This is a genomic window from Deinococcus cellulosilyticus NBRC 106333 = KACC 11606, assembly GCF_007990775.1.
GTDB lineage: Bacteria > Deinococcota > Deinococci > Deinococcales > Deinococcaceae > Deinococcus_C > Deinococcus_C cellulosilyticus.
Genome location: NZ_BJXB01000022.1, coordinates 1 through 26130 on the forward strand (window position 1 = coordinate 1; position 26130 = coordinate 26130).

At 55.4% G+C, this 26130-nt stretch carries 22 protein-coding genes; 10 read left to right on the top strand and 12 right to left on the bottom strand.

Annotated elements, in window-relative coordinates; all coding sequences use genetic code 11:
* Positions 1-215: 215 nt before the first annotated feature.
* Positions 216-1313, bottom strand: a complete 1098-nt coding sequence (ychF, locus tag DC3_RS20420; protein WP_146887659.1) for a redox-regulated ATPase YchF — start codon at positions 1311-1313, stop codon at positions 216-218.
* Between the two features lie 207 nt (positions 1314-1520).
* Between ychF and DC3_RS20425 the strand changes: the two genes are divergently transcribed.
* Both DC3_RS20425 and DC3_RS20430 read left to right on the top strand, forming a co-directional pair.
* Positions 1521-1757: a hypothetical protein gene (locus DC3_RS20425; RefSeq protein WP_146887661.1), complete on the top strand. Its 237-nt coding sequence runs from the start codon at positions 1521-1523 to the stop codon at positions 1755-1757.
* A 40-nt stretch (positions 1758-1797) separates the two neighbouring features.
* On the top strand, positions 1798-2508 hold the full coding sequence (locus tag DC3_RS20430; RefSeq protein WP_146887663.1) for a metal-dependent hydrolase: 711 nt from the start codon (positions 1798-1800) through the stop codon (positions 2506-2508).
* Positions 2509-2571: 63 nt separating this feature from the next.
* Here DC3_RS20430 and DC3_RS20435 read toward each other — a convergent pair whose 3' ends face one another.
* The 11 genes from DC3_RS20435 to DC3_RS20485 form a co-directional block, all read right to left on the bottom strand.
* Complete coding sequence (locus tag DC3_RS20435) at positions 2572-2997, bottom strand: hypothetical protein (protein WP_146887665.1); 426 nt, start codon at positions 2995-2997, stop codon at positions 2572-2574.
* 354 nt (positions 2998-3351) lie between these two features.
* Complete coding sequence (locus tag DC3_RS20440) at positions 3352-4281, bottom strand: alpha/beta fold hydrolase (RefSeq protein WP_146887667.1); 930 nt, start codon at positions 4279-4281, stop codon at positions 3352-3354.
* A 69-nt stretch (positions 4282-4350) separates the two neighbouring features.
* Positions 4351-5325 (bottom strand): alpha/beta fold hydrolase, encoded by a 975-nt coding sequence (locus tag DC3_RS20445; protein ID WP_146887669.1) that lies wholly within the window; start codon positions 5323-5325, stop codon positions 4351-4353.
* A gap of 89 nt (positions 5326-5414) precedes the next feature.
* Positions 5415-6218 (bottom strand): polyphosphate kinase 2 family protein, encoded by an 804-nt coding sequence (locus tag DC3_RS20450; RefSeq protein WP_146887670.1) that lies wholly within the window; start codon positions 6216-6218, stop codon positions 5415-5417.
* A gap of 174 nt (positions 6219-6392) precedes the next feature.
* Complete coding sequence (locus DC3_RS20455; protein ID WP_146887683.1) at positions 6393-7601, bottom strand: O-acetylhomoserine aminocarboxypropyltransferase/cysteine synthase family protein; 1209 nt, start codon at positions 7599-7601, stop codon at positions 6393-6395.
* On the bottom strand, positions 7598-8770 hold the full coding sequence (locus DC3_RS20460; RefSeq protein WP_146887685.1) for an alanyl-tRNA editing protein: 1173 nt from the start codon (positions 8768-8770) through the stop codon (positions 7598-7600). The genes DC3_RS20455 and DC3_RS20460 overlap by 4 nt, the downstream gene beginning before the upstream one ends.
* Before the next feature lie 87 nt (positions 8771-8857).
* Positions 8858-11290 (bottom strand): metallophosphoesterase family protein, encoded by a 2433-nt coding sequence (locus DC3_RS20465; RefSeq protein WP_146887687.1) that lies wholly within the window; start codon positions 11288-11290, stop codon positions 8858-8860.
* Positions 11291-11389: 99 nt separating this feature from the next.
* A complete protein-coding gene (locus DC3_RS20470) occupies positions 11390-11995 on the bottom strand; it encodes a hypothetical protein (protein ID WP_146887689.1) in 606 nt (201 codons plus the stop codon).
* Between the two features lie 100 nt (positions 11996-12095).
* Positions 12096-14213, bottom strand: a complete 2118-nt coding sequence (locus DC3_RS20475; RefSeq protein WP_186816159.1) for an alpha-amylase family glycosyl hydrolase — start codon at positions 14211-14213, stop codon at positions 12096-12098.
* 129 nt (positions 14214-14342) lie between these two features.
* Positions 14343-15254 carry a phosphotransferase enzyme family protein gene (locus DC3_RS20480; protein ID WP_146887692.1) on the bottom strand — a complete coding sequence of 304 codons (912 nt, stop codon included), beginning with the start codon at positions 15252-15254 and terminating at the stop codon, positions 14343-14345.
* 55 nt (positions 15255-15309) lie between these two features.
* Positions 15310-18663 carry a carboxylesterase family protein gene (locus DC3_RS20485; protein ID WP_186816160.1) on the bottom strand — a complete coding sequence of 1118 codons (3354 nt, stop codon included), beginning with the start codon at positions 18661-18663 and terminating at the stop codon, positions 15310-15312.
* 525 nt (positions 18664-19188) lie between these two features.
* On the opposite strand from DC3_RS20485, the gene DC3_RS20490 reads away from it, so the two are divergent.
* The 8 genes from DC3_RS20490 (at position 19189) to DC3_RS20525 (ending at position 25993) form a co-directional block, all read left to right on the top strand.
* Positions 19189-19647, top strand: coding sequence for a hypothetical protein (locus DC3_RS20490; RefSeq protein WP_146887696.1), 459 nt, complete (start codon positions 19189-19191; stop codon positions 19645-19647).
* Entirely contained in the window at positions 19644-20102 is a 459-nt protein-coding gene (locus DC3_RS20495; protein ID WP_146887698.1) for a Csu type fimbrial protein, read from the top strand. The genes DC3_RS20490 and DC3_RS20495 overlap by 4 nt, the downstream gene beginning before the upstream one ends.
* Before the next feature lie 109 nt (positions 20103-20211).
* Complete coding sequence (locus DC3_RS20500; RefSeq protein ID WP_146887700.1) at positions 20212-20667, top strand: Csu type fimbrial protein; 456 nt, start codon at positions 20212-20214, stop codon at positions 20665-20667.
* Between the two features lie 93 nt (positions 20668-20760).
* Complete coding sequence (locus tag DC3_RS20505) at positions 20761-21192, top strand: fimbrial major subunit CsuA/B family protein (protein ID WP_146887702.1); 432 nt, start codon at positions 20761-20763, stop codon at positions 21190-21192.
* 41 nt (positions 21193-21233) lie between these two features.
* Positions 21234-21977 carry a fimbrial biogenesis chaperone gene (locus DC3_RS20510; protein ID WP_146887704.1) on the top strand — a complete coding sequence of 248 codons (744 nt, stop codon included), beginning with the start codon at positions 21234-21236 and terminating at the stop codon, positions 21975-21977.
* A complete protein-coding gene (locus DC3_RS20515) occupies positions 21952-24192 on the top strand; it encodes a fimbria/pilus outer membrane usher protein (RefSeq protein ID WP_146887706.1) in 2241 nt (746 codons plus the stop codon). Before DC3_RS20510 ends, DC3_RS20515 begins: the two co-directional genes overlap by 26 nt.
* A 101-nt stretch (positions 24193-24293) precedes the next feature.
* Positions 24294-25091, top strand: coding sequence for a PIG-L deacetylase family protein (locus DC3_RS20520; protein ID WP_246130756.1), 798 nt, complete (start codon positions 24294-24296; stop codon positions 25089-25091).
* 167 nt (positions 25092-25258) lie between these two features.
* Positions 25259-25993, top strand: coding sequence for an META and DUF4377 domain-containing protein (locus DC3_RS20525; protein WP_146887710.1), 735 nt, complete (start codon positions 25259-25261; stop codon positions 25991-25993).
* Positions 25994-26130 lie beyond the last annotated feature (137 nt).

Genomic DNA, 26130 nt, shown 5'->3' on the forward strand with positions numbered 1-26130 from the left:
CCTCCAGAACAGCATATTTTGAATGACCTACTTGAATACGTCCAGAACAGTAAAAACACTTACTCAGAACATCGGCCAGAATCCTAATTGTCTATACGAATTTTGGGGAGGAGCAGCACAAAAGAACAGAAAGAAAAGCAACAAAAGGGAGACCACACAGCACAAAAAAGTCCCCCTCTGTAGGGGGACAGTGCAAGAGCATCGAGCACAGGGGGTCAGATGCCAGACAGAATATAAAGCACGTCGCCGTCTTTGACCACGTAATCTTTGCCTTCCGTGCGGACCCAGCCCTTGGACTTGGCATTGGCCCAGCTTCCGGCCTCCACCATTTTGTCCCACTCGATGACTTCTGAACGGATGAAGCCTTTTTCCAGATCGCTGTGGATCTGGCCTGCGGCTCCGGGGGCTTTGGTGCCTTCGCGGATGGTCCAGGCACGCACCTCTTTTTCACCAGATGTAATAAAGGTGATCAGACCCAGGGTTTTGTAGCCCACTTTGACCAGCTGGTCCAGGCCGGACTCCTCGACACCGAGGTCAGCGAGGAACTCTTTTGATTCTTCGGGGCTCATTTCGCTGAGCTCTGCTTCAATCTGGGCGCTGATCTTCACGACCTCTGCCCCTTCTTTGGCAGCGTACTCGCGCACGGCCCTCACCATGTCGTTGTCTTCGGTGAGGAATTCCTCGGACACATTGGCCACATAGATCACAGGCTTGATGGTCATCAGGCCGAAATCTTTGGGCACGGGCATCTCGTATTCGCCAGCACGGGCAGGTTTGCCCTCTTCCAGCACTTTGAGGATGCTCTGGGCCAGGGCCATCAACTCTGCGGAGTCGCGGTCGTTGCTCTTGGCCTTCTTCTTGAGGTTCTCGATGCGCTTTTCCAGACCGTACATGTCGGCGAGGATCAGTTCGGTGTTGATGGTCTCAATGTCATCGATGGGATTGACCTGACCGGCAACGTGCACCACGTTGGGATCTTCAAAGCAGCGGACCACGTGGGCGATGGCGTCCACTTCACGGATGTTGGCGAGGAACTGGTTGCCCAGACCTTCCCCTTTGTGGGCACCCTTCACCAGGCCTGCGATGTCCACGAATTCCACAGCGGTGGGAATGATCGGGGGAACGCGGTCCCCTTTGGTGAACACGTCAGACAGGGCTTTGAGGCGAGGGTCGGGTACAGTCACGATCCCGACGTTCTTGTCGATGGTGGCGAAAGGATAGTTGGCGGCCAGTGCGCCTGCTCTGGTGATGGCATTAAACAGCGTGGACTTTCCGACGTTGGGAAGCCCGACAATTCCAATTCCTAGACCCATTCTTTTTCCTCCTGCTCTATAGATCAGTCAAAGCTGCTCTGTGCACCTGTTTGCCTGTCTCTTGCTTCGCTGGGATCAGCTGAAGCAGCATCTGAATAAGCGTACAGCACAAAAGTCACCCTGACAAATGAAAACCTCATGCAGATTTCCGCTCGCTCTCAGTTCCCTCCTCTACCCTGAGACAACACCTTTGAGAGGAGAACAAAGATGCAAAGCAAAGAAATGCGTGATGTGATTTGCCAGCTTTTGACCGAAATTGTGCGCCTCAGATTCAAAAACCATCAGGCCAAACACCCCCAGATGGCCACAGAGTACGCCGATGACCGCATCCTGGGGAAAGTCAGTGACATGGAAGCCCTGGTGGTTCCCCTGTTTGGTGAAGAAGGGGCCAGGGACATGATTCTGGAAGCCCTTGAGGAAGCGAGAAAAGATTACTCGAACTGAGGTGCGCCCCACAGGGTCATGCACAGTGTTATAACAGTGCATGCCTGCCGAATTGACTTTTCTGGGACATGCCAGTTTCAAAGTGGTCACGCAACACGGGGACACCATTCTGATTGATCCCTGGTTGAGGGACAATCCTGCCTGCCCTCCTGAGCACAAATCCTTTTCTGGCGCAGACCTGATTTTGATCACCCACGGACACGGGGACCACATGGATCTGGAGGTGATCTTTGAGGCTGCCAGAACCGGGACCCGCCTGATTGCTCCGAATCCCATTCGCTGGTTTCTGATGGAGCAGGGCATTGAAGCTTCACTCTTTGAGACCATGAACAAAGGTGGAACGATCAGTGTGATGGACATTGAGATCACCATGACGCAGGCGTTTCATCACGCGCAGGTGAACACCAGAGATGGGGTGGGCTGGTTGCATGAAGGTGTGGGTTACGTGCTGAATCTGGGCAAAAACCGCATCTATGCTGCTGGAGACACCAGCATCTTTGGGGACATGCGCCTGATCGGTGACATCTACAAACCCACACTGGCCCTTCTGCCCATCGGGGATCGCTACACCATGGGTCCTCTGGAGGCTTCCCATGCCATTCGCCTGCTGGGGACCAGACAGGTGGTGCCTTTTCACTATGGAACCATGCCTTCTTTAAGTGGAACGCCAGAAGCCCTGATGGACCTGACCCGTGATATAGAAGGTCTGAGCATTCTGCCTCTGCAGCCCGGTGAGTCTTTGACCCTTTAAACCCACCTGAAACCAGAAAGGACTCCCGCTGAGGAGTCCTTTTGATTTTCCTGAGCGACAAAGTCAGCGAATCAGGGTGCAGACATGTGTGGTCTTTCCTGCAGCCTTGATGTAGACCACCAGGGAAGGATCAAACGTTTTGGTTCCGTAAGCAGAGAACATCTGGGAGAAAGAACCGTCTCCCTCATCCACCCAGTCGTTGTGGCGTTTGAGCAGGGGGTTCTTTTTGGATTTGCCTCCAGCACTGGCATCTGCGCGGTCCATGCTGAATTTGATCAGGGCTTTCTGCAGGTCTCTGGAGCCAAGACTGGAAACATAAGAGGTGATTTTTTCAGAGTTCTCTTTTGCCAGGGCCTGACAGAAAGGGTTCTTCTGGGCTTTGAATTTTCCGGTCTTTTCAAGCTCTTTGAGGATGCTGGCGTTGGTGACGCCTGCAGCCTGGGCCACGGTTCCGAGCAGAAGTGCAACAACAAGAGTGAGTTTTCCCATGCCCCATCATGAAAGAGAGGGTATCCAAAATACAAGAGAGAAGCCCCCACACGGGGACTTCTCTCTGAAATGGCTCTGTTTTGGGGGAGAAAACGGAGGTGGAAACCACCCTACCCACTGCGAAGGTGGGGCACAGAGTCGATGGGTTGCGAACACGAGCAGAACATTCTGAACCCTGCCCACCATCGGGGCCGTGGGTGTTCCCGTGCGCCGTTATTAGTATAACACAAATACCTAATTTTGCCATAGACATAATTAGACTGAGTCAAGACATGGACCCTAACGCTGGGGTTTCACCTCACCCACCTACAGTTTCGCCTCAGGAGGGCAACACTAAGCCTCAAAAAACCAGCTTCATGGCTGCCCAAGGAACCCCTGAAGCAAAGCATTGAATTTTTCTGACTGCTCATCATTGGGAATGGCCCGGGCCATCAGGACATTCAATTTCACTGCTGGCCTCAGGCTCAGGAATTTCTGCGCTCCAGACACAGGGGTATTCACATCATCTGAACCCCAGACGATCATGACGGGTTGCTTCAGGGAAGCCCACTCTTTCTCGATGTTCAGGCTGGAATAATCCGAGATGAAAGAGAACACCGGATAAGCAGCGTTGGGGTCTTTCAGGTTGTTCTGGTAGATCTTCTTGATTTCGGTGGTCACCAGATTCTGGTCCAGATAGACCTGCTGTTTCAGGAAGAAGCTGACACTGAAGCGGCCCCTTAAAAATCCTGCAAGGACATCTCCCAGAGGAGAACCCACCAGCGAATTGTAGAACGCTGTGTTTGGTGGATTGACCAGTTTCTCGATGCCTGTGGGCGACACCAGAACCAGAGAATCGATCAGTTCTGGATCATCGTGGGCGATTTTGATGCTGTAAGCTGCCCCCAGACTGGAAGCCACCACATCCGCTTCTTCCCTGACCACTTCTTTCAGGAAAGCGGTCAGGGTTTTGACATAAAGATCCGCAGTGTAATTCTGTGGCCGGGGCGTGCTGCGACCAAATCCCGGCAGGTCCAGCACGTATACCCGATGGCTCCCCGTAAATTCTGCAGCATTTCTGGTCCACTGGTACCCAGAATTTCCTCCTCCAATCCCGTGAATGAACACCAGGGGAGGTCCTTCGCCTCCCACCTCGTAATACACAGGCTGGTCATTCAGGATCACAGAGCGGCTTTCCTGCAGTCCTGCAATGCGTGGCGATGGAAGCATTCCTGTGGCTCTGGGCGCACAGGAAGAAACAGCCAGTGGAATGAGCAGCAGAAACCCCATGAACATTCGTCTCATGGGGCCATTGTCGGTGAAGGAGAAATCAGCTTCAGAAGCCTGAATTACAGGTCCGTTCTGGAACACACTTCAATTGTGATGTGGCGTAAGAACATCCTCGCCCATGGGGTCTCCCAGGAACTGTTTGAGCAAACCATTGAACTCTACGGATTTTTCATCGTTGGGAATGGCACGGGCGTTGAGCACCTGGGCTTCCATGTCAGGTTTCAGGTCCCGGAAGTTTTGCAAACCCTTCACAGGAGTGTTGATGTCCCGGTCTCCCCAGATCACCACAGTAGGCTGCGTCAGTTCTCGCCACTCTTTGCGGATGTTGAGGTTCAGGTGCCCGGTGATGAAGGCAAAAATCGGATACTGGGCATGAGGGGTCTGCAGGTGCATGTGGTACACGTCCTTGACCCCTTCATTGATCAAATCACGGTCCAGGTAGACCTGCTGGTTCAGGAAGTAGCTGACGCTCATGCGACTGCGGATCAGTCTGGAGAAGAAACTGCCGATGGGGGTCCCGATCAGCTTGTGGTAAAAATCCATGTTTGGAGCTTCCACCAGTTGATCAATGCCTGTGGGGGACACCAGGGCCAGTTTCCTGATCAGGTCAGGATGGTCATGGGCAATGCGGATGGCATAAGCCCCTGCCAGACTGGAAGCCACCACCGTGCAGGGTTCATTGACCACTTCCTTCAGGAAGGATTCAATGGCGGCCAGGTACAGGCCTGCACTGTAATGCTGGGGTCTGGGCGTGCTGCGACCAAATCCAGGCAGATCCAGCACAAACACCCGATGGTCCTTCAGGAACTCAGGAACGTTCTTGACCCACTGGTAACCTGAATTGCCCCCACCGATCCCGTGAATGAACACCACTGGTGGACCTGCACCGCCCACTTCGTAATAAATCTCCTGACCGTTCAGGGTGATTTTTTTGCCCTCTTCCATGCCCGGAATTCTGGGCGTGGGCAGCACGGTGACAATGCGCCTGGGAGCAAAGAGGTACACACCCACTGCCAGCAGGGCAAAAAGGCCGATGGTTTTTCGTACGCTCAGTCTCATGAGATCAGTCTGCGCAGTCTGCGCAGCCTTTTCAGCGGGAAATCTTACCTGAGGGTTTTTTCATCTGGCTCAGGGTTGAAGCCCGTGACTCACTCGATGGTGATGTGCTCAATGCCCTCTGCAATTCTGGGGTACTTGAGGTCCATGCTTTCCAGGGTCTGCACCAGCACAGAGGCAATCAGGTAATTGCGGTACCACTTGCGGTCTGCAGGAATCACATACCAGGGAGCGAAACTGGAACTGGTCTCCGAGAGAATGCGCTCATAGACAGTGGTGTATTCGTCCCAGAGCGCACGCTCTTTCAGGTCGCCGGGGTTGAATTTCCAGTGCTTCTCGGGATCATCAAGGCGTTCCTGCAGGCGTTGCCGCTGTTCTTCTTTGGAGATGTGCAGATAGAACTTGAGGATGCGGGTGCCTGAATCTGCGAGGAGTTCCTCAAAGTGCCTGACATGCCGATAACGTTTGTCAATGACCTCTTTGTCGGCCAGACCGTGCACGGTGGGCACCAGGATGTCTTCATAGTGGCTGCGGTTGAAGATGGTGACCTGCCCTTTGCGGGGAGCAACTGCATGCACACGCCACAAAAAGTCGTGGGCGGCTTCCAGTTCATTGGGCACCTTGAAGGGCACCACGCTGACGCCCAGAGGGTTGAGGCCACTCATCACATGTTTGATGGTGCCGTCTTTGCCTCCTGCATCTCTGGCCTGCAAAATCACCAGCAAACTGCGCTGGTTTTCGGCATAAAGCCGTTCCTGCAGGTCCAGCAGTTTACCCTGCAGTTCCGCCATCAGGGCTTCGGCTTTTTCTTTGGTCAGTTTGCCTTTGTCATCGGTTTTCCAGTCTGCGAGCCGAACATGTTTGGGACGATCAATGCAGTACTTGTCAAAATCCATGTTTTCATTTTAGGTGAAAAGCTGTTGTGCAACTGATTTGTCATGAAAAAGTCAGGTGTGAGAGGAAAATTCTGGATTTTTTGACAGAAAAACCCCTTGCCCATGTCATCAGAAGTTCAAAGAGAAGGACAGGCCATGGACCTGTCCTGACAAAACAAAAAGGTGGGATGTAATTTACAGGGCACCCTCAAGATCAGCAATGATGTCTTGCAGGCTTTCCACGCCCACCGTCATGCGGATCAGGTAAGGGGTCACACCTGCAGCCTGTTTCCCGGCCTCGGTGAGTCTGCCGTGGGTGGTGGTCCAGGGGTGGATGCACAGGGTGCGGGTGTCTCCAAGATTGGCAACCATGCGAATCATCTTCAGGCTTGCAAAGAAACGCTGGGGATCTTCCACCTCGAAGGACATGACGGCCCCGAAGCCATTTTTCAGGTATTTCTGGCCCAGCGCATGGAAAGGGCTGGTTTCCAGACCACTGTAATTTACAGACTTCACGCGGGGGTGATCTTTCAGGAAACGTGCGATCTGCAGGGCGTTGTCGCACTCTTTGAGCATGCGCAGTTCCAGGGTTTCCAGACCCTGCGCGATCATGAAGGCATTGAAAGGACTGAGGGTCATGCCCAGTTGATGCACCCCGATGGAACGCACCTTGCGGGAGAGGGCCTGATCCCCATACTGGGCTTTGAGGTCCTGCAGAACGGGAATGTTGTCGATGTTGCTGCCGTGTTTGACCATGATGCAACCTGCGAGGGCACTGCCGTGACCTCCGGCCCATTTGGTGAGGCTGTGCATGATCATGTCTGCACCGTGCTCGAAAGGGCGACACAGGTAACCCACCCCAGCGAGGGTGTTGTCCACGCAGAAAAGGGCACCATGTTCATGGGCAAGGTCTGCCCAGCCCTTCAGGTCCGCAACATCACCGTTGGGATTGGAGACGGTCTCCACCCACAGCAGGCGGGTGTTTTCACGCATGGCGGCACGGGCCGCTTCTGGGTTGTTGTCCACGATGGTGGAGGTGATGCCCAGGTTGGGCAGCACATTGTTCAGGAGACCTGCTGTACCTCCAAAAACCGCGCTGGAAGCCACAATGTGGTCTCCGGCTTTGCAGGTGGAGAGGAAAGCGGCCATGGTTGCGGCCTGACCACTGGCCATCACCACAGTGGCATCTGCACCTTCAAGGCTGCTCAGGCGCTCTTCTAAAGCCTTGTTGGTCATGTTCTGCATTCGGATGTAGCTGTATCCGGAGTTCTGCTGGAATTCGTCTGCGGCAATGTCCAGTTCGTCGAACTGGTAGGCGGCCGCAGGGTAGATCGGGATGCCCAGAGGCTCGGCGTGGCCTCTCGGGATGCCGACGTGCACGGCTTTGCTGGAGTAGTCTTTCATGTGGTTGCTCCTTCACGCCAGAGGTGAATCGCTCGCTCTAGGGGTTCAAAGGGGGCGCTTCCCTGTGCAAGGTCAGGTTTGCCTCCGCCTTTCCCCCCGGCGTTCTTCAGTATTTCTGCCAGAACCTCTTTAGCGGAAGCCTTTGTGCTAGACGTGACCACCACCCGGCCATCTGGCGTATACGCCACGCACAGCAGATCCGGCTGAGCCACCGCCACCTTGCTGAAGGGTTTGAGCATGTCACTGTCCGCCAGAGGCACCACCTGCACACCCGTTTTCCCTGAAAGCAGGCTGACGGACAGGGCTTCATGGGCCTCTGCGAGTTTGCGTCTGGAGTCCAGAGCCTCTGTTCTGAGGGCCTCCACCCGTTCTGTGAGTTTCTCAATGCCTGTGGAGAAAGAGGTGGCCAGGGTGCGGGCATCCCGGTAGGTCTGGGTGAGTTGCCTGTAAGCCTCGTGTCCGGTCATGAAAAACACACGGGTGAGGCCTCCAGCGACCTTTTCCAGTTTGGTGATGAACACGGCCCCGACTTCGCCGGTGCGGTTCACGTGGGTCCCCCCACAGGCACTGACCTCCCAGTATCCGGTGCGGTCCATGCGGTCCATCACACAGACCAGACGGATGCGGCCTTCCACCTGTGGCGGACGCCTGAGGGGGTATTGCTGCAATTCTGCTCCGGTGACCCAGACGGTGTGAAAAGGCAGGTTGCGGTAGATGGAACGCATCACCACTTCTTCTGCTGCCCGGGCATCTTCTTCGGTGGGGTTTCCAGAAAGGTCCAGGGTGCATTCACTGCTGCGCATGCTGACCGCCTGCACCCGGAATTCTGGGTTCACCCGCAAAAAGGCCTGGGCAAGCAGGTGCTCTCCAGAATGGCGCTGCATGTGCTGGTAACGCAGGCTCCAGTCCACCTCTCCGTGCACGTAGCTGCCCACTTCGGGAATCACATCCCCTTCAATGGTGTGCCAGACCTGCCCGTTTTTCTTCTGCACGTCTGTCACAGAGAGGCGCTGGTCTTCCCAGACAAAGAAGCCCTGGTCGGCATTCTGCCCTCCCGCCTCGGCATAGAAAGCCGTCTGGTCGAGGGCCACACGGTTTCCTTCGGTGTGCGTCACCGTGGCAATGAAACTGGTGCGGTAGGAATCTTCATGAAACAGCAGAACCGTCATGAAGACCAGTGTATCCTCTCCCCTCCTGCAAGTCCCTGACCAGAAAGACACAGGCGGCCCGCAAGCCGCCCGGTGGTGTATACAAGATCAATTTTCGATGATCCAGTAGAAGCCCGGACTGGAGATGGTGGTGAGGTACCAGGTGCTGCCCGACTGGGAAGGCACAATGGCCTGTCCCACGTAGGACTGGTTCACAATGGCAATCTGGTCTCCGTAGCGGATGGTGTCATCGTCGCTGGGGCCCCGTTTGAGTTTGACCACCGTCCAGTTCTGGTTGGGATATCCAGACTTGTAATAGTAAAGGCTGGGGGTGCTCCAGGCCCCAAGCAGGTTGTATGACCCCACAGCAGACTCGGTGGTCTGGAGTTGCACGCTTTGACCGGAGGTGAGCTGTCCGCTTCCTCCGGTGAACACCAGATTCACGGCACTTCCTGACGATCCAATGTGCGGGAAGTACTGGGAGGTGAAACCCAGGTGCTCTTCGGTCATGGTGCTGATGTACATGGAATCCACCGTGCGGAGTTTGAACTGTGCCCCAAAGGTCAGGGGGTTTCCGGTGGCCGGACTTGCCGGGCTGAGGGTCCAGACGTATTCGCTGGTTGCCGTGGTCAGGTAAGTGGTCTGACCGGAGCGCATCAGTTGCTGACCCTGGTACTGGCTGTTCACAAAGTACACCTGCTGCCCGTAGTGGATGGGATCACCAGCGTTTCCTGTGAGCAGGTGGATGGTCCAGTTCTCGTTCTGGTAGCCCGCCTTGTAGTAATACAGGCTGGGGGTGGACCATGCACCAAGAAGGTTGTACTGTCCAACGAGGGCTTCTCCCGTCTGGATCTGCACCACGCTGCCATCGGTGAGCTGTCCAGGGTTGCCAATGATCCTGAGGGGCATTGCAGGATTCTGGTCGTCCACATGGGGGTAGTATTCGCTGGTGACAATCAGCTGTTCTTCGTCTGCAGCGGTGATGGAAACACCCCCCTGTCCCTGGAAGACCACCAGATCGTTGAAGTTCACCACATCGCCCACAGGCAGGCTCTGGGTCTGCAGGCTCTCCTGGTACATGAAATCTGCAGTGGTGGGAGGGTTGGTCATGGTTCCACCCCAGGAAGGGTACTGGTAGTAGGCCACCGAAATGGGATCATCAGGATTGGTGCGGGTGAGGTCAAAAATGGCGTAGCTGTGGTTGAAGTAGCCGTTTGAAGATCCAAGCTGGTACTGGGTGGGGTCCAGGTAGGGGATGTTCGGGTAGTTGACCTTGTAGGGGTCCTCGGCAACCGTTTCCTCGTAGGCACTTGCACCCACCAGACGCCCGGTGGTCAGACCAAACAGACCGGGTTTGTAGAGCACCATGTTGTGCTCATGCCCCCAGAACCATGCGGCCACATTCTGGGCGAAATAAGGCTGGAAGATGCTGAGCAGGTAGTTGTTCAGGTAGGGCGTGTTCCCGTGCGCCACAGTGGAATTGGAAGAGTACAGTTGGTGGTGGGAGAGCAGCACCGTCTTGCCCGAGAAGTTTTTCAGCTTGTCCTGATGCCAGACAATCTCATCGGGTTGCAGGCTGGGGGTGACCACCAGAAGTTCCTCAATGGGGTTGTGGTCCTGGTATCCGGTGTCCATCCCGAGGAATTGCCACAGGCCGTCCTGGGTTCTCAGGCAGAAGAAGCTGGCCTGCTGCTGCCAGCTTGCATCTGCACCGGAATACTTCTGTGGGTTGTTGATGCTGTCGAGCATCGGGTAGAAGCCCTCACCTCTGGCGTAATAGTCATGGTTCCCGGGAATGGTGAACACCGGGAGGCGCTTCCCTGTGACAGCAAAAGCCTGATTGAAGATGTTCTCGAAGTTGGCCGTGCACTCTTCAGGCGTCCCAGAGTAATAGATGTCTCCGAGGTGGATGATCACATCTGGATTGTGCTGCTGGAGCAGGGTCAGAAGCAGATGGTAGGCATCATCCATGCCCGTGCCCCAGTCTCCGAGCAGGGCAATTCTGGCATTGTTGGGAAGCTGGTAGTCAATCACCCCATAGTTGAGGTTGTTTTGCCCCTCCACCTGCCAGGAGCGGTACATGGGATTCAGTGTGCCACCCTGGTAGTAGCTCAGGTAGGTGGTGACGCAGGTCAGCCAGCCCGCGTAATCCTTGGTACTGTATTTGCGGATTTCGGTGTCCAGGGTTTTGGCCTGCGCATCGTTGCCATTGCGAATGGCCTCTGCCAGTTGCAACGCCATGTCCGAGAGGTGGATGTCGGTGGGGTCAATCTTTCCAGCTTCCTGCTGGATGGTGTTCATGGCGTCCTGGTAGGTGATTCTGGGCAGGGCCTGTCCAGTGGTCTGGGCCATCACATGGGCACTGGCAGCACGGACCATCGGGTGGTTGTACACAGGGCTGCTGGTGGAGGGGGCTGCATTTTCTGCACTGTTTGATGCTGCATTCTGCTGGGTCTGCCCCCGAACGTACTGGGCCACTGCAGACTGCCAGAGGGAAGCGCGTGCATCTCTTACGGTGACAATCGGTCTGTTCTGTGCCATGATTTTTCCTGCCTTTCATCGGCAGTCTGGCAGCAGACCCGTTAACCGCTCGTTAACTGAAAAAAGGCCGACAGGCGGCCTCATCAGAAGTCTGGATTCTCAGCCCCTCGCGCGTTCCAGCAGCACCGACTGCGCCAGGGCCAGCACCGCGAGTTCCTGATGCTCTTCAGAGACCTTCTGTTCTGCCTCCATGGTGAAGGAGCGTTCCCAGAAGGAGCGTTTTTTCTTGATGCGGAAAAGCACACGACCAGAGACGTCTTCCACCAGATACACAGGATTGATGAACATTCCGAAAATCCAGCCGATCCCATCGATCTCGCAGAGCAGGCCGTCGAGCAGTTTGATCCAGGGGTTTTCCTCACGGATGCGGAAGATTTCCTTCTGGTTTTGATCGGTCACAGTGTAGCTGATGCGCCAGATGGACCTCAGGCCGTTGGCACGGATGCTTCCCAGGTAGGTCTCGCCTTTGGAGCGCCAGAAGTTGTGCACGGCCCAGAAGCCACTGATGCGGTCTGCCTTCATGCGGTACAACGGAACCGTCTTGTTCACATCCTCGTAAGCCGTGGTGTCTTCACGCAGGGTCAGCAGTTTCTGCTTGATCTGCAACACCAGATCTCCTGAGGCATTTTTCACCTGCAGCTCTGGCGAAAGGGTCACGATACGAAAGGTTGCAGTGAGAGGGTAATTCAGTTTGGAAGTCACCATGAGATCATTCTCCCACTCTGTAATCTGGATTGCAATTTTACCGTGTTTCTAAAGCACAGAAGGGACATGCACAGACATGTCCCTTCGTGAAGCCCAGGGTCTATTTGAGGTTGAAATCGAAATTCTGTTGTGCCCCTTCCACTTCCATAAAGTCGGTGGCACCAGAGTCAGCGTGTCTGGCCCGGATCTTCTGTTTGCCTGCGGGCAGAGGCAGATGATACGTTCCGTCTTCACGGGTCAGGGCATGGAAGAGGGTGTTCTCCCCTTCGAGAGCAACAAGGGCGTTTGCAACAGGCTGCCCGTCCTTCAGCACTTTGCCAGTGAGCACCACCGTGGGCACGGGAGACACGATGAAATTGTAGACGCTCTGCACGTCCGCATTCTCTTCTTTTGCCACCACGGAGCGATCAGGCTCACCATAGCCCTCGTAACCGGAATTTTGCGCTTTGGGGTTCAGGTTTCCATACTTGAACTTCAGCAGGGTGTTCTTGGGCACGCTGATGCTGGTTTTCCAGAATCCAGGCTTTTCAGGGTCCTGCTGCATGGGGTAGGTCACCTGGGAACCTGTGTCAAAGCGGCGCAATTCGATGGGACCGTTGCCCTGGGAACGGGCATCCACGGTGAAGTTCATCTTGACCAGTGCGCTTGCCCCTCCTGCTTTTGCCAGGGCAATGCAGGGATTCTCGGGGTTGCTGTAGGCACCTGCTCCTCGCTCTGCAGTGAGAATGTAGAGGGTTCTGGCAGGAAGTGATCCCACCAGGTTCCCATCCCCGTTCAGGCTGACAGAGAGGCTTTTGCCTGTCAGTTCCGTGAGGGGAGCACTGGCCGCAAAGGTCTTGGAAAGCTCCAGGGGGAGTGCACCCAGATCAATGGGACTGTCCCCGTTGTTCATGACCACCACCAGCGGAGGCTGACCAAGCTGTGAGCGTTTGAAGGCAAAAATGCTGGTGTCTCCGTAAGGCCTGCACACCTCTGCATACCTGCCATTCCTCAGGGCAGGGGTGCTCGCACGAAGCTGATTGAGGGTCATCAGGCGTTTGCTGATGGGGGTGTCCAGTGCACCCTCAAACTTCATGTCCTCACGGTTGCTGCGGCCCAGAGGATAATTGTAGGGGTCTCCTTCTCCTGCAGCAGCCAGTTCGGTGCCGTAATAGACCACAGGGGTCCCACGCAAGGTGTAAATCAGGCTGAGGGCCAGATCCAGACGCTCCACTGCAGCCTGCCCCGTCACCCCGCGCTCTGCGGCCTCAGAGATGAAGCGTTTGACATCGTGGTTGTCGATGAAGGTGCTGAGCCTGCGGGCATCCGGGTAAACACTGTCCTGGGCCAGCACCTCTGCCACGCGGGTGGCGTCTCCCCCTCCTGAGATGCTGTCCTTGATGGCTCCGTACAGACCAAAATCCAGCACCGAAGGCGAACCGAAATTCAGGAATTTGCTGAGGAACACAGGGTTGCCATCAAAAACCTCTCCAACGGTCCAGATTTTCTCAGGGTCTGCCGGGCCTCCAGCAGCAAAGAACTGGGGCCAGTAGGCATCGCTGGAGTGCTTCATGGTGTCCATGCGGATGCCGTCGATGCCCACTTCTTTCACCCAGTAGGACACCGCATCATTGAGCAGCATCTGAACTTCTGGAAGCTCCTGTTTGAGGTCAGGGAGGCCTGCCAGAGGGCAATCCTGGTCCTTGCTGGTGCTGCTGTTGCACTCCGCATCGGTGTGGAAGTACCCGGGGTTGGTCTTTGCCAGGGTGGCCCCGTAACCCATGTGGTTGACCACCATGTCCTGCACCACCTTCAGGCCATTGTCGTGGGCCACTTTGACCAGTTCCTTCAGGTCTTCCAGGGTGCCCAGATGGGGGTCCACTTTGAAGTAATCCTCTGCCCAGTAGCCGTGGTACCCTGCGAACTCACTGCCCGCATTTGGACCTCCAGTAACCGGAACAGGGGGCGTCTGCAGGTACACCGGAGTGATCCAGAGGGCAGAAAAACCCAGTTTCTGGAAGTAGCCTTCTTTGATTTTCTGGATGATGCCCTTAAAGTCACCACCGTGCCAGTTGAGGGGTTGCTGGGGGTTCGCTCCCAGATCATTGGAAGGGTCTCCGTTGGCAAAACGGTCGGTGAGCAGAAAGTAAATGCGGTCGTTGCTGAAGTCAGGGGTCTGGGCAAGTGCAAAACTGGACAGCAGTCCAAGGCTTAAAAGCCAGGTTTTCAATTGTCGCATGACACAAGTATAAGGCAAATTTGGAAGCGATACCAAATTTGAGCAGAAGGGATGGGCTTCGCCTGCAGAAAGCAGAAGGCAAAAGGCAGAAAGCTTGTTCATTCTGCAAGGGCCACAGCAGAGACAAAGTCAATCCAGGCCGTCCAGAAAAGCAGGATGGTTCATCCAGTCTTCCAGAGGGACTTTGCCCTGAATGGAGAGCAGCCTGCAAAACAGGCGGTAAGGTGACCGCACCCGGGACAGGTCAGGAAAGGGCCTGATCCTGCAGTATCCCTGTTTCACCGCACGGGCGGCTTTTCGATCCAGCACATATTCCAGACCGATCAGGTCCAGGGCAGCAGGGGCAATCACGTAAGCTTCCACATCCACCAGACCTGAAAGCTCGCCTTCATGGTGAAGGTACTGGCTCGGGTCCTGATCCAGCATCACCAGACTGGCCTCTGTCACAGGAACATCCTCAAGTTGCGCTCTGGCATGCTCCAGGGCCGCCCTGAATTCCGCAGCAGGATAAAACCGGTCCACCAGCATTTGCATGGTGTCCAGCAAAGCAGCATGAAAATCCTCCAGAGGCTTTTGAACACGCCCTGTTGGATGGCCGCACCATGTAAAAGTCTGTGCGTGAATCCGGGCCATCATCTCTCCGAGTTGCTCCATCACAGTTTCTGGCTGGTCCTCAAAGGAGCAGATGGTGTTGCCATCGAGTTTTTCCAGCACCAGATAAACTTGCCCCTCCACTTCCACTTCACCCCGCACCCTGGGAACCTGCACCCCCTGAATTCCAGACAGCAGGGTCAGCACCTGCCTGAGGTCCTGCAGGGTGCTGGCATCCACCCCACAGAGGTGATGGGCACCCTGCCAGAAGTCAACCTCTGGGATTCCTGCAACAAGACTCCGGCGCAGAACAAATGCACCTGAGGATGTGGTCACTTGCCAGACTTCACTGGCGTGGTCTTCATACCCCGGATGGAGAGGACGCACTCCCAGCACAGGTTCATTCCACAATTGCTTCAGAAAACATCCAGTGTTTAAAGCATCAGACATGATGCCCCATCATGTCATTCCAGAGGTTCAGATGGATGGGAACCAGCATCCCTGTTCAGAAATGGTCGTTCTTGCGTCTGCGGTAAACAGGGGTGCTTGAGGGGGAAGGCTCCTGCTTCTGAAGCACCTGTTTGAGAAACTTCACCACATCCTCAAAAGGCTGCTGGATGCCCAGCAGTTGCCCCAGAGCACTCATGCTGAACAGTGGACCGTAATGGTCCTGGTTGGGATAGCTGATGGCCCACGCCTCTCCCCCCTGTTCCCGGATGCGTTCAGCGAAACGGTGGGCGGTCCCATGGTCGATGTGTGGGGAGAGCATGCCGTGCAGCAACAACACCGGCATGCTCTGGTCCTGTACGAATTCTGCAGCAAAAACATCACGCGAATCCTGTAGGTTTCCAAGCAACAGGGGGTGACCCACCAGTTTGATGTTCTGGTAGAGGCTGTCGTAGGTGCCTGAAATGCAGACCAGCGCCCGGATGACCTGTCGGGTGAGGTGCTGCTGCTGCAGGTAGCGGGGGTCAAAAGCCAGCAAGGTGGCACTGTCTGCCCCTGCCCCGTGCCCCATCACCGCCAGACGGTCTGGTTTGCCTCCATAGGTGTGGATGTTCTGAACCACCCAGTTGACCGCCAGGGCAGCATCTTCCACAAAAGCGGGAAAAACAACTTCGGGATAAAGCCGGTAATTCATGCACACCACCACATGGCCTTGCTGACAGAACTTCTCTGCCAGTGACAGGTAATGCGATTTGTCCCCGGTGTTCCAGCTTCCACCATGAATGAACAGCAAGACAGGTGATTCGCTTTTTCCATGGGGACGGTACACATCCAGCACCTGGCGGTCCAGTGGACCATATGGAAGGTCCTGAAATTGATCTATGCCTTCCAGGTTGCTGAGAGCATTGATCATTTCAGCAATCATGTCCCCGACATCCTTGTTGAGCAAATTGGTGCCTGACAGTTGCAACTGCAGCGCAGAACTGAGCAGGTGACTGGACTCTTCTGGAATGGACCGCTCTGATTGAAAAAGCCGCTGCAGGATCTGTCGGGTGCGTTCAGCGAGGGCCTCATGGTGAAGGCGCTTGCGCAGAGAAACCTCAAAACATCCTGCCATAAAGCGATGCAACTGGTTCTTAACCACGTCCTCCCAGTGGTCCAGCAGGGCAAGGGCTTCAACATTGCGGTACAGCAGGCTGAGCAGGGCCACCTGTTCCAGCAGGACTTCTTCCCAGCGGTGCTGGCTCTCCTGCTGCCGGGCCAGGCTTTTGAGGCGCTCCAGCACCTCCAGGGCCTCTGGGTACTGCTCCAGACGCCAGTGGCACAGGTACTGGATGATCAGGTTTTCCCGCCTTACTGGAGTGTCCTGCAAGTGGTTCAACAGGTTTTCTGCTTGACGGGCACGGCTGAGGGCCAGAGGATATTGAAACAGACGGTAATGGAAACTTGCCTCCACATTGCGCACCCTGGCATGCTCCAGAGAGGTGCTGGCCCAGGACTGCAGGCGCTGCACCATCGACGAGATGCCATTGGAATCCTCCAGCAATCCCTTGATGCGAATGACCTTCTCAAAAGCAGAAAAGGCTTCCGAATCATCATGTTGCTGCTTGAGGATGTGGGCGGCCTTCTCGTAAAGATCGGCAGCATGACGCAATGCATAATGCTGCTCGGCCTGCTCGGCAGCTTTCAACAGGTGTGGAATGGCCCGGTCAGGTGCAGCTGCCTGCAGCCAGTGGTGTGCAATGCGGCTGGGGTCAACCACAGGCCTGTGCTGCAATGCCTCCGCCACCTGGGTGTGCCACCAGCGCTGGGTCTGTGCTGACATGCTTTCCAGAACGGCTTCCATGTAGATGTTGTACGAGATCTCCCCGTCACGCAACAGCTGTGCATCCTCCAGATCCTGCACCGCCCGGGTCAACTGTGCAGGGGTCAGGGAGAGCAGGGTCTGGGCCAGATCAAGTGAGAAATCCTGCCCTGCCACCACTGCGATCTGCAGCACTGCGCGACTGTTGGTCTCCAGTTGCTGGATGCGGCCCTGAATCAGGGTGTGCACGCGGGGAATCTGCTGCAGAAGCTTCTTGAGATCTGGAGCATCCTGGGGCTCCTTTTGTTTCCATACGCCAATGAGTTCGAGAACCACCATTGGATTGCCCCGGGTGTACCTGAGAATGCTGCGGTACTCATGGTCCTGCAAGTGAAGATTGTGGTTTTCAAACAACAACTGGATGTCATGGCGGCTGAGGGGAGGCAAATGGATCTGGGAAACCTGATCGTGTTGCAACCAGCCACTGACAATGCCCTGCAGGGAAGGGGGCCAGTGCTGCATGCGGTGACACAGCATCATCCATGGATACTGCCTGGCGTCCTGAATGCGTTGCGACACCAGATACACCAGCACTTCCAGCGATCCGAGGTCCATGTGCTGAACATCATCCAGAACCAATACAGCCAGACCCATCTGGTGGAGGTGGCGCAACAGGCGCAACACCACATCATAAAAGTACAGCCGGTACATTTCCTGACCCCGTTCCGTGAAAGGCCCCCCCCGCAGGATGTCCAGGTTTCTGACTTCTGCCAGAATGCTGGCCTGCGAATGCTGTGCCCAGGAAGAATTCACCAGCTGGGCCAGCATCCGTCGCAGGGTCGAAAAAGGCACCAGGGCGTCTCCTGGCTGGCCAGCCACCAGCACTGCCCCCTGGATTTCCCTGAGCAAACGTTCTACCACCCAGGTTTTTCCCATGCGGTCTTCGGCCTGCAGCAGCACCACCCGCTGCTGGTGGTAACAGGACAGCAGCGTCTGCAGGATTTCTGCCCGAACTTCGGGCAGGGCCCTCTCCATGGGGGTGCCCCGTTGCCTCTGCAAGGACGCCACCAGTTGCTCAAATTCCTGATCAGGTTTGACCCCAAGCTCCCTCAGCAATTCCAGATGCCTTCCCCAGCTGTCACGGGCTCCCTGCGGGTCTCCCAGACGCCACTGCAACTGCACTTTCTGCAGATGTGCCTCTTCTGAGTAAGGATTCAACTGCAGCAAATGCTGCACGTATTTCAGTGCAGGTTGCCACCACTGCTGGGCCATCAGTTGCTGGATTTTCTCCTGGAGCTGACCAGTGATCACCTGATGCACCGATTCACGGTATTGAATCAGCCACTCTTCGAAATCAGGACAGTCGTCCAGAACCAGGTCTTCCAGAATTTCACCACGCTGCAATCTCAGGACATCATCAAGTGAGGTGCTGGATGGATTTGCTGTCTGAATCTGCAATTGATGGAGGTCCACAAAGCAGTGTGCAGATGCCCGGTACTCCACATATTCCCCCTGGCTGGAAAACTCAAGGCCCAGATTGGCTTTGTGAATGGAAGACAGGGCTTTTCTCAATGAGGTGCGACCGTCCTGGCTGTTGGGCCAGAACATGCTGGCCAGCCTGTCCCGGCTGTGAGGTTTTTGAGTCAAAACCACGTAACACAGCAGTGCCAGCGTTTTCCGGGTCGGGAAAAGAACTTCACGGTCCTGAAAAATGATTTTGGGAGGCCCCCATAAAAGCAGCTGCACAACAGTCATTTGGGATTTCACACTTTCGGAACGAGAGGTGGGCTACACTTTGCTTGTCCACTTCCAGAGGAAACACATACGAGTTTTTCCTTATGGACATCATCGAATATAAATGAAAAAATGTCAAGATTTATTAAATCCGCTTGACATTGATAAAATAATGCCGCAAATAATACATTTTAAGTTTTTCTAGCGAAAACGGGGGCGTCATATCTTGACGCCCCCGTTTTCTTTACATGAAATAACAATTGGAACATTTCACACTTATGGAACACAGCATGTTTTAAGCTGATTGCCATCAGTCACTCATGCTGCCTGAGCATGATGTTCAGGCCCCAGCACTTTCGCCTCCAGCTTCTCTGGAGCATCAGGCGTTTCAGGAGCCCCATGAAACATCTCAAACACATCCTCACTGCAATGGTCTTGATGGGAACCGCACAGGCGGGAACCACATCATTCAATCTGACTGTGAGCACTGCCGTGCAGAACGAATGCATCTTCACCAACAGTGTGTTCAGCAGCAACCTGGGATTCACCACGTTGACCACCGGCACTGTCCATCTGAATTACAAAGCCACGAGCACCAGTTCCGGTTCAGCCACCGTCTACATCAAATGCACGGCTGGCTCTGCTTTGACCCTGACACCGCCTGCTGGACTGGTCTTGATTGGATCTGAACTCCAGGTATCCGCCTCTGGCTCCTACACCTCAACAGCCAGCAACCACACCAGTGGCAGTGCCGATCAACACACCCTGACCCTCAACGTCACAGCAGCTGCTGGGCAGTGGAATGTCAACGCTGGGACCCACAACGGCACCGTTGTTTTTGGGGTGAGTTACTTATGATACTGCACCTTTCCTCGCTGCACTGCACCAAAGTTTTCCCCTTGCTTCTGGTGGCTGTGTTGCTCAATGCTCAGGCTTCATCCAGCACAGTTCCCATTCAGGCCACAGTGGTCAAAACCTGCACCATGCTCACCCCCAGTGTGCTGATCAACATTCCCAGTTACTCTGCCTCCAGCGCTGCAACCGGCTCGGGTCTTGTGCAGGTGAAATGCACCCAGGGAACCAGCATCAGTTTCAGTGCCATTCCCACTGCCCAGCAAGTCCTGAACCGTGTGCCTGCTGCTGCAGGAGGAACACTGACCATGACCATGACCAACAGCACCACTTTCAGTGCTGCACCTGATGGAGCCCTGATTGGCAAACGGACCTACAACGTCACCATCCCAGCCAATCAATGGCAGGCCCCGGCAGGCAATTACAGCCGCACCTACACCGTGACCATCACTTTCAGTTGATGATCAGCCTCGCTTGTCTCGTTCCGGGCTCCCCGGTGAGAATCAGGACCTTCAGCTCTCGTTATCCAGCTCATCTGGGAAATGCCCAGTGAGAAATCCAGGAGGAACCATGAAGAAGTTTGTACTTATTGCTGCCCTTTCCCTGCTTGGCTCTGCTTTCGCCAGTTCAGTCAACGTGCCTGTTGAAGCCACCGTGAGCAACATCTGCGTTTTTGGCAACGGTGATGAAGTCAATGCCAACAACTCCACCGCTGCCCAGGTGTCCTTCGGGTACGATGCCGTCAACGGTGGTGGCAGCAACGGAAACACTGCTTACACGGTACAGTGCACCAACGGAGCAACCTTCAACACCGACAGCAACGAAGGGGCGACCATCAATTTGTCTGATGGTTTCGAAACCCTGAGCGCCACTGTGGACGAAACCTTCACCCCCAGCATCGGTGGTGGCACAGGGGGCGGTGACAGCTACCTCATGACTGTCGATGTGAGTGCTGCTGCAGGTCAGTGGAGTGTCAACGAAGGCACTTACACTGGCACCATCACCTATACCGTCAGCTACAACTGAACCCAGAGACAAATCCTATCTCCACCGGGGCGTTTTGACGCCCCACCTTTGCATTCTCCAGCTTCGCACACTCCTGCACACTCCGAGAATCCCATGAATAAATCCCTCCTGACCTTTGTGACAGCTGGCCTGATGATGCTCTGTGTGACGGCCAGGGCCGATTGCATCATCCAACTCAACACCCCTGTCCTGCCCGATTATTCGGCCACCCAGGCTTCGGTGGGCAGCCTGAGCTTCGATGTGCTGTGCTCTGGAGACCCCATCAGTTACCAGATGCAGCTTCAGACCAGCAACGGTGCTTTTCAGGGGCTGGATTACCAGGGTCTGCTGTCTTCGGGCAGCAGGACCCTTTTTTACAGCATTTACAACGTGCTGCCAGACCTCGGGGCTGGCGTGGCACCCTCTCCCACGGTCTTCAACAGTTCACGCCATTTTGCATACACCATTGAAATTCCAGCGGGCCAGTGGCAGCCCACTGCTGGTGTTTATCAGGCCACCCTCACCCTCAATCTGATGGTTCAGTGACCGTCCAGTCTTGCTCAATCCGCCTTCTGCAAGGAGCCTCCATGATCAACCGCAAAAGACTTCTCTCGCTTGGGACCCTCAGCATGATTCTGTTCTGGCCGTCCAGTGCCTGGGCCATCAATTTCAGCCTCAATCCGGTGGTGCTGGAGATCAATCCACAGAAACAACTGAACACCCAGACGAAACTGGTGAATCTGGAAGGGGTTCCAGTGGCTTTCACTGTAGAGGTGTTCAAATGGACCCAGCAGAATGGACAGGACGTGTACAGTCCCACAAGGGATGTGCTGGTCAATCCTGTGCAATTCACCCTGGCTCCCAGGGGCAGTCAGGTGATCCGGGTGGGGTTGCGCAAGAAGCCAGATCAGCCGGAACTGACCTACCGGATTTTCATCAAGGAGGTGCCTGCCACCCTTCCCAAAGCCAGCGCCGCTGCTCAGGGTGCTGCCACAGCAACATCGGCCAGCATCACCACCGTGCTGAACATCGGGGTGCCTTTTTATGTCACCGATGCCAGTTCCAGAGCCGACTTGAAAACCTCTGCCCTGCTCAGGGATGGAGTGGTGGTGCTGCAAGCGACCAACCAGGGCAGCCGCCGTGAAGTGATGCGCAACCCCCTGCTGCAAGCAGCGGGCAAAGAGCTGAGGCTCGACTCCAGGGCAGTGTTGGGACAATCTTTCATCACCTATGTGTTGAAAGACCTGCCCGCCAACACCCGTTCTGTGACCCTCACCTACACGGACAATCAGGGAAAGGAACACAGTGAGACACTGGACGTGCAGCAATAAATCTGCTCTGGGCCTCCTGTTGTTGACTGCATTTCTGGCAACCTCTGGAGTTGCACAGGGCCAGGAGCTTTGTGGTCTTCCAGAAGAACTGCTGGATGTGAAGGTCAATGGTCTGAAAAGGGACACGGTGGCGGTGCGCTATGGGCCTCCAGGGGCACTGGTGCCCAGAGACCTGCTGATCCGTCCAGAACAGTTGAACCTGACCAGGGTGGACTGTGAAGGGCAAGCCCTGTTGCTCGTCCCATTTGATCAGGTGGAATATGCGCCAGAAGAGCAGGCCCTCTCTCTGAAATTTGCAGTGGAAAAATACCCTGCTCAGGTTCTTGACGTCCAGGATGCCCGCATCAACTCCTCTCGCAGCCTGACCACCCTTCCTGTGTGGTACCTCGATTTTAATGTCTCTGCCCGCAAGCAGCAAAACCTGTTCTCACAACAGGCCACCGTAGGAGTCAATGTGGCTGTGGACCAGTTGCAAGCCCGTCTGGGAGTCAAAGAGATCTTTCAGAACAATCAGGTTTCGGTTCAGGGCCAGGGACATGTGCATTATCCCCTGTCGCCCCATTGGATGGCTTCAGGACTGTGGAACATGCCAAGGTCAGGACTGAGTCTGCTGTCTGGTGCTTCTGGAAACCTGTTCAGTGGCGTGCAGGTTCAGGGAGGCGAGAAACCCTCTCATTTTCTGGAGCCCATCTCCTTGCTGATCCAGCATCCTTCCTCAGTGGTGGTGCTGGTCGATGGACAGGTCCTGATGGTGAAAGAAGTGGACCCGGGCCCCCTCAAGGTGGAGCATGTGCTTCTCCCAAACGGCAAGGGAACTGTTTCTGTGGTGGTTCAGAATGCCGTGAAGGCCGAGCGTTTTGATTATCCTTACGAAACGCCTGCTGACCTGCTCAGGCCAGGTGCCTACCAGGCACTCTTGTTTGCTGGATGGAATGAAAGCAAGAACGCTCCCCAGGTGGGTGCAACTGCAGCCTATGGTCTTGGTGCAGGCTGGCTGGTGGAAGGTGAAGCTGTATGGGAAGGGCAGCAAACCGCCGAGGCCAGCATCACAGGCCTGTGGAAACAGGATGTGCACCAATTCGGTGTACAGTTGGGTCTCAATCACCAGAAAGACGCAGGGTTCTCCCCTCACCTGAAAAGCAGATACATCTTCAATCAGCAGCCCTGGACCCTGACCGCCCAGTTGGACATGCCTCTTTCTGCTCCTTTCACCCCATTTGTTCAGGCCACTGCAGGATTGCAGCAGGATGCTTTTGGCCTTCAGCTGACTGGACAGTTTGATTCGGCCAGACACCTGGTGTCTGGCCGGCTGCAAGGCAACTGGAACCTGCAGGAAGGCAGCAGTGTCTACGCTTATGTTTCAGCAGACAACAGACAGAATTATCGGGTGGGGCTTGGGGGACGTTTCAAGTTGGACCCCCAGATCACAGGAGCCGTAGAAGTCAACAAAGCCATACCTTCTGGCCCGGTCCAGGCCCAGGCCACCCTGGTTTATCAACCCGATGCCCAGAACACCGTCACCCTGGCAGCAGACCTTCAGCAGGCCACCCTTTCGCACCATTACGATGGTGTGGTGGAAACCGATGTGTCGGTGAGCACCAGACTGGATGCCAGTGCCAGCATCCAGGGCAGCGTCACCCTGGTGGGAGATCAGTTCTACCTCTCCCGGGAGCAGCAGGGATCTGCCATTCTCGTCAAGGTGGGCATCCCCGACATTCCCCTTTACGTCAATGGTCAGCTTGAAGGCAAAACCAACGCGGCAGGTGAGCTGTTGGTCCTGGGCCTCCCCTCCAATCGGGCCATCACCGTGGGGGTCAACCTCAATGACTTGCCTTTCAACATCACCACCGAACAGGAATCCGAAACCGTAACCCTGGGCCAGCAGGGGATGGCGGTGCTGGACTGGACTTCCCGTTTTCAGGTCAGCACCTGGGTGCAGTTTCTCATTCTTGATCAGCCCGTCCGCAATGGCACCCTGAGGGTGGGAGGTTCCACCTATCCTCTGGACGATCAGGGCTGGGGGTTGCTCAATGCTGTCTCTGAAGCAGCATCTGCTGTTCTGGAAACAGAGGATGGACAGACCTGCAACCTGACCCTGGCAAGCCAGCAGGAGCAGTACACCTGTGAAATGGTTTTTGATGATTCAGCCACAGTTCCACCTGTGGAGGAACCTGCAACCACTGGGCCTGCCTCACATCCACCTGTTGCCCCCTGAAAAAGCAGCATGGGCTGCTGCAAAAATTCATGATGTGACACCCTGGCTGATTCTGCACGGTGTCACACATCCTGAGAAACAGACCCTTTATGCTCATGAACATGCCAACCTTACTTGCGTTGTATGCCCACCCGGACGACGAAGCCTTCTCTGGTGGGGTTCTGGCCCACTATGCCAAACTCGGGGTGGATGTTCACCTGATCTGCGCCACCCGGGGTGAGTCGGGAAAGATCACCGATCCTGAACTGACCCACATCACCGATCTGGGGGCCCAGAGGGAACAGGAGTTGCGTGACTCCTGCAAGGCCCTGGGCATCCATGAACCCATTTTCCTGGGTTACCACGATTCTGGACGCTTCGAGCGCACCCAGACCAACAACACTTCTGCTTTCATGCATCAGGAGATCTTTGATGTGGAAGCCAGACTGAAGCCCTACGTGGAGTCCCTGAACCCTGACATCCTGTTGACCTTCGATCCTCACGGCGGATACGGGCACATCGACCACCTGGTGATTCACCGGGCTGTGACGGCCCTGTTTTATTCTTCTGGCACCCCAAAACGCCTGTTTTACAACGTGATGCCTGTGGCTTTCTCAGAGCGCATGGCCCAGACGGGCATCAATCAGAACCTCGATCCGAAAGTGTACGGAGTGAATGACCAGACCATCGCCGTGAAGCTGGATGTCGGCCATGTGATTGCCCAGAAACAGGCATCCATGCAAGCCCACCGCAGCCAGATGGGGGCCAATTCCCGCTTTGCCCAGATGCCCAAAGAGTACCTGGAGCAGATGCAGGAAAGCATGAAAACAGAATATTTCGCTCTGGGTGGGACCCGCACCCCCATTCCCACCTTCCCCCTGAGGGGCCTCTTTGATGGCCTCGGGTACGACATCGACTGACATCAAACTTCTGAACCATGCCTTCCAGCCTGCCTGGAGGGTTTTTTTTGACCAGCTGCCAGCCCCTCTCTCGCCAACAAAATGTTCTGTTGCTGATGCCTGACCGCTGAAGGCTGACCGCTTGTTTCCTGATGCATTCTCATGCACCAAACTGACAGAATGGGCGCATGAGACTTGTGTTGATGGTGGGTGCAGCGCTGATCGCCCCCCTGGCTTCTGCGCAGGACCTCACCACCGGTGAGTGGACCCTGCTGATTTCCGGCAACTTTGGCAAATTTCAGGAACTCATTCCCTCTCCCACCCTGAAAATCCAGGGAAAGCAGCTTTCTGGTTTCTCGGGGTGCAACCGTTACTCCGGGAGCCTCAGCCTGAAAAGCAACCAGATCAAGATTGCTTCGCTGGTCAGCACCAAAATGGCCTGTGAACCCCGTCCCCTGAAAACCGAGCAGGCCTTCATCAAGTCCCTGCAGGGGGCCACCCGTTATCAGGTGAACAACAACACCCTGATCCTGTACACCAAAGGCTCTGGCATGATGGTGTTCACCCGCAATGTGACACCCAAAGTGGAAGCCAAGCTGGCCCCTGGCAAGCCCGAGACCAAAATCGAGGCCAGAACCCTGACCCCTGAAGCCCAGGTGCAGAGTGCAGACACCCAGGTGCTGCTGGTGGGTCCAAAGCGGGTGGATTGCACCGGAGCCGCACCCATGAAATGCCTGCAGGTGAAGACACCAGACAAGAAAGACTGGGAGTTCTTCTACAGTGGCATTGAAGGTTTCAATTACGAGGAGGGGTTCAACTACCGCATCCGGGTAAAAATCGAGGATGTGAAAAATCCCCCTGCAGATGCCAGCAGCAAAAAGTACATCCTGCTGGAAATCCTCGAAAAAACACCTGCGAAATAAACCCTCTGGCCCATCCAGGGCTGAAAAAACTTTCAGATGTCAGAAACCGCCAGAGCAACCCTGGTGGTTTTTCTGTCCCTGTCTGCAATTTCAATATTGATAGTGTAGAGGTGACACTCAGCCATCAGAATCCGGGG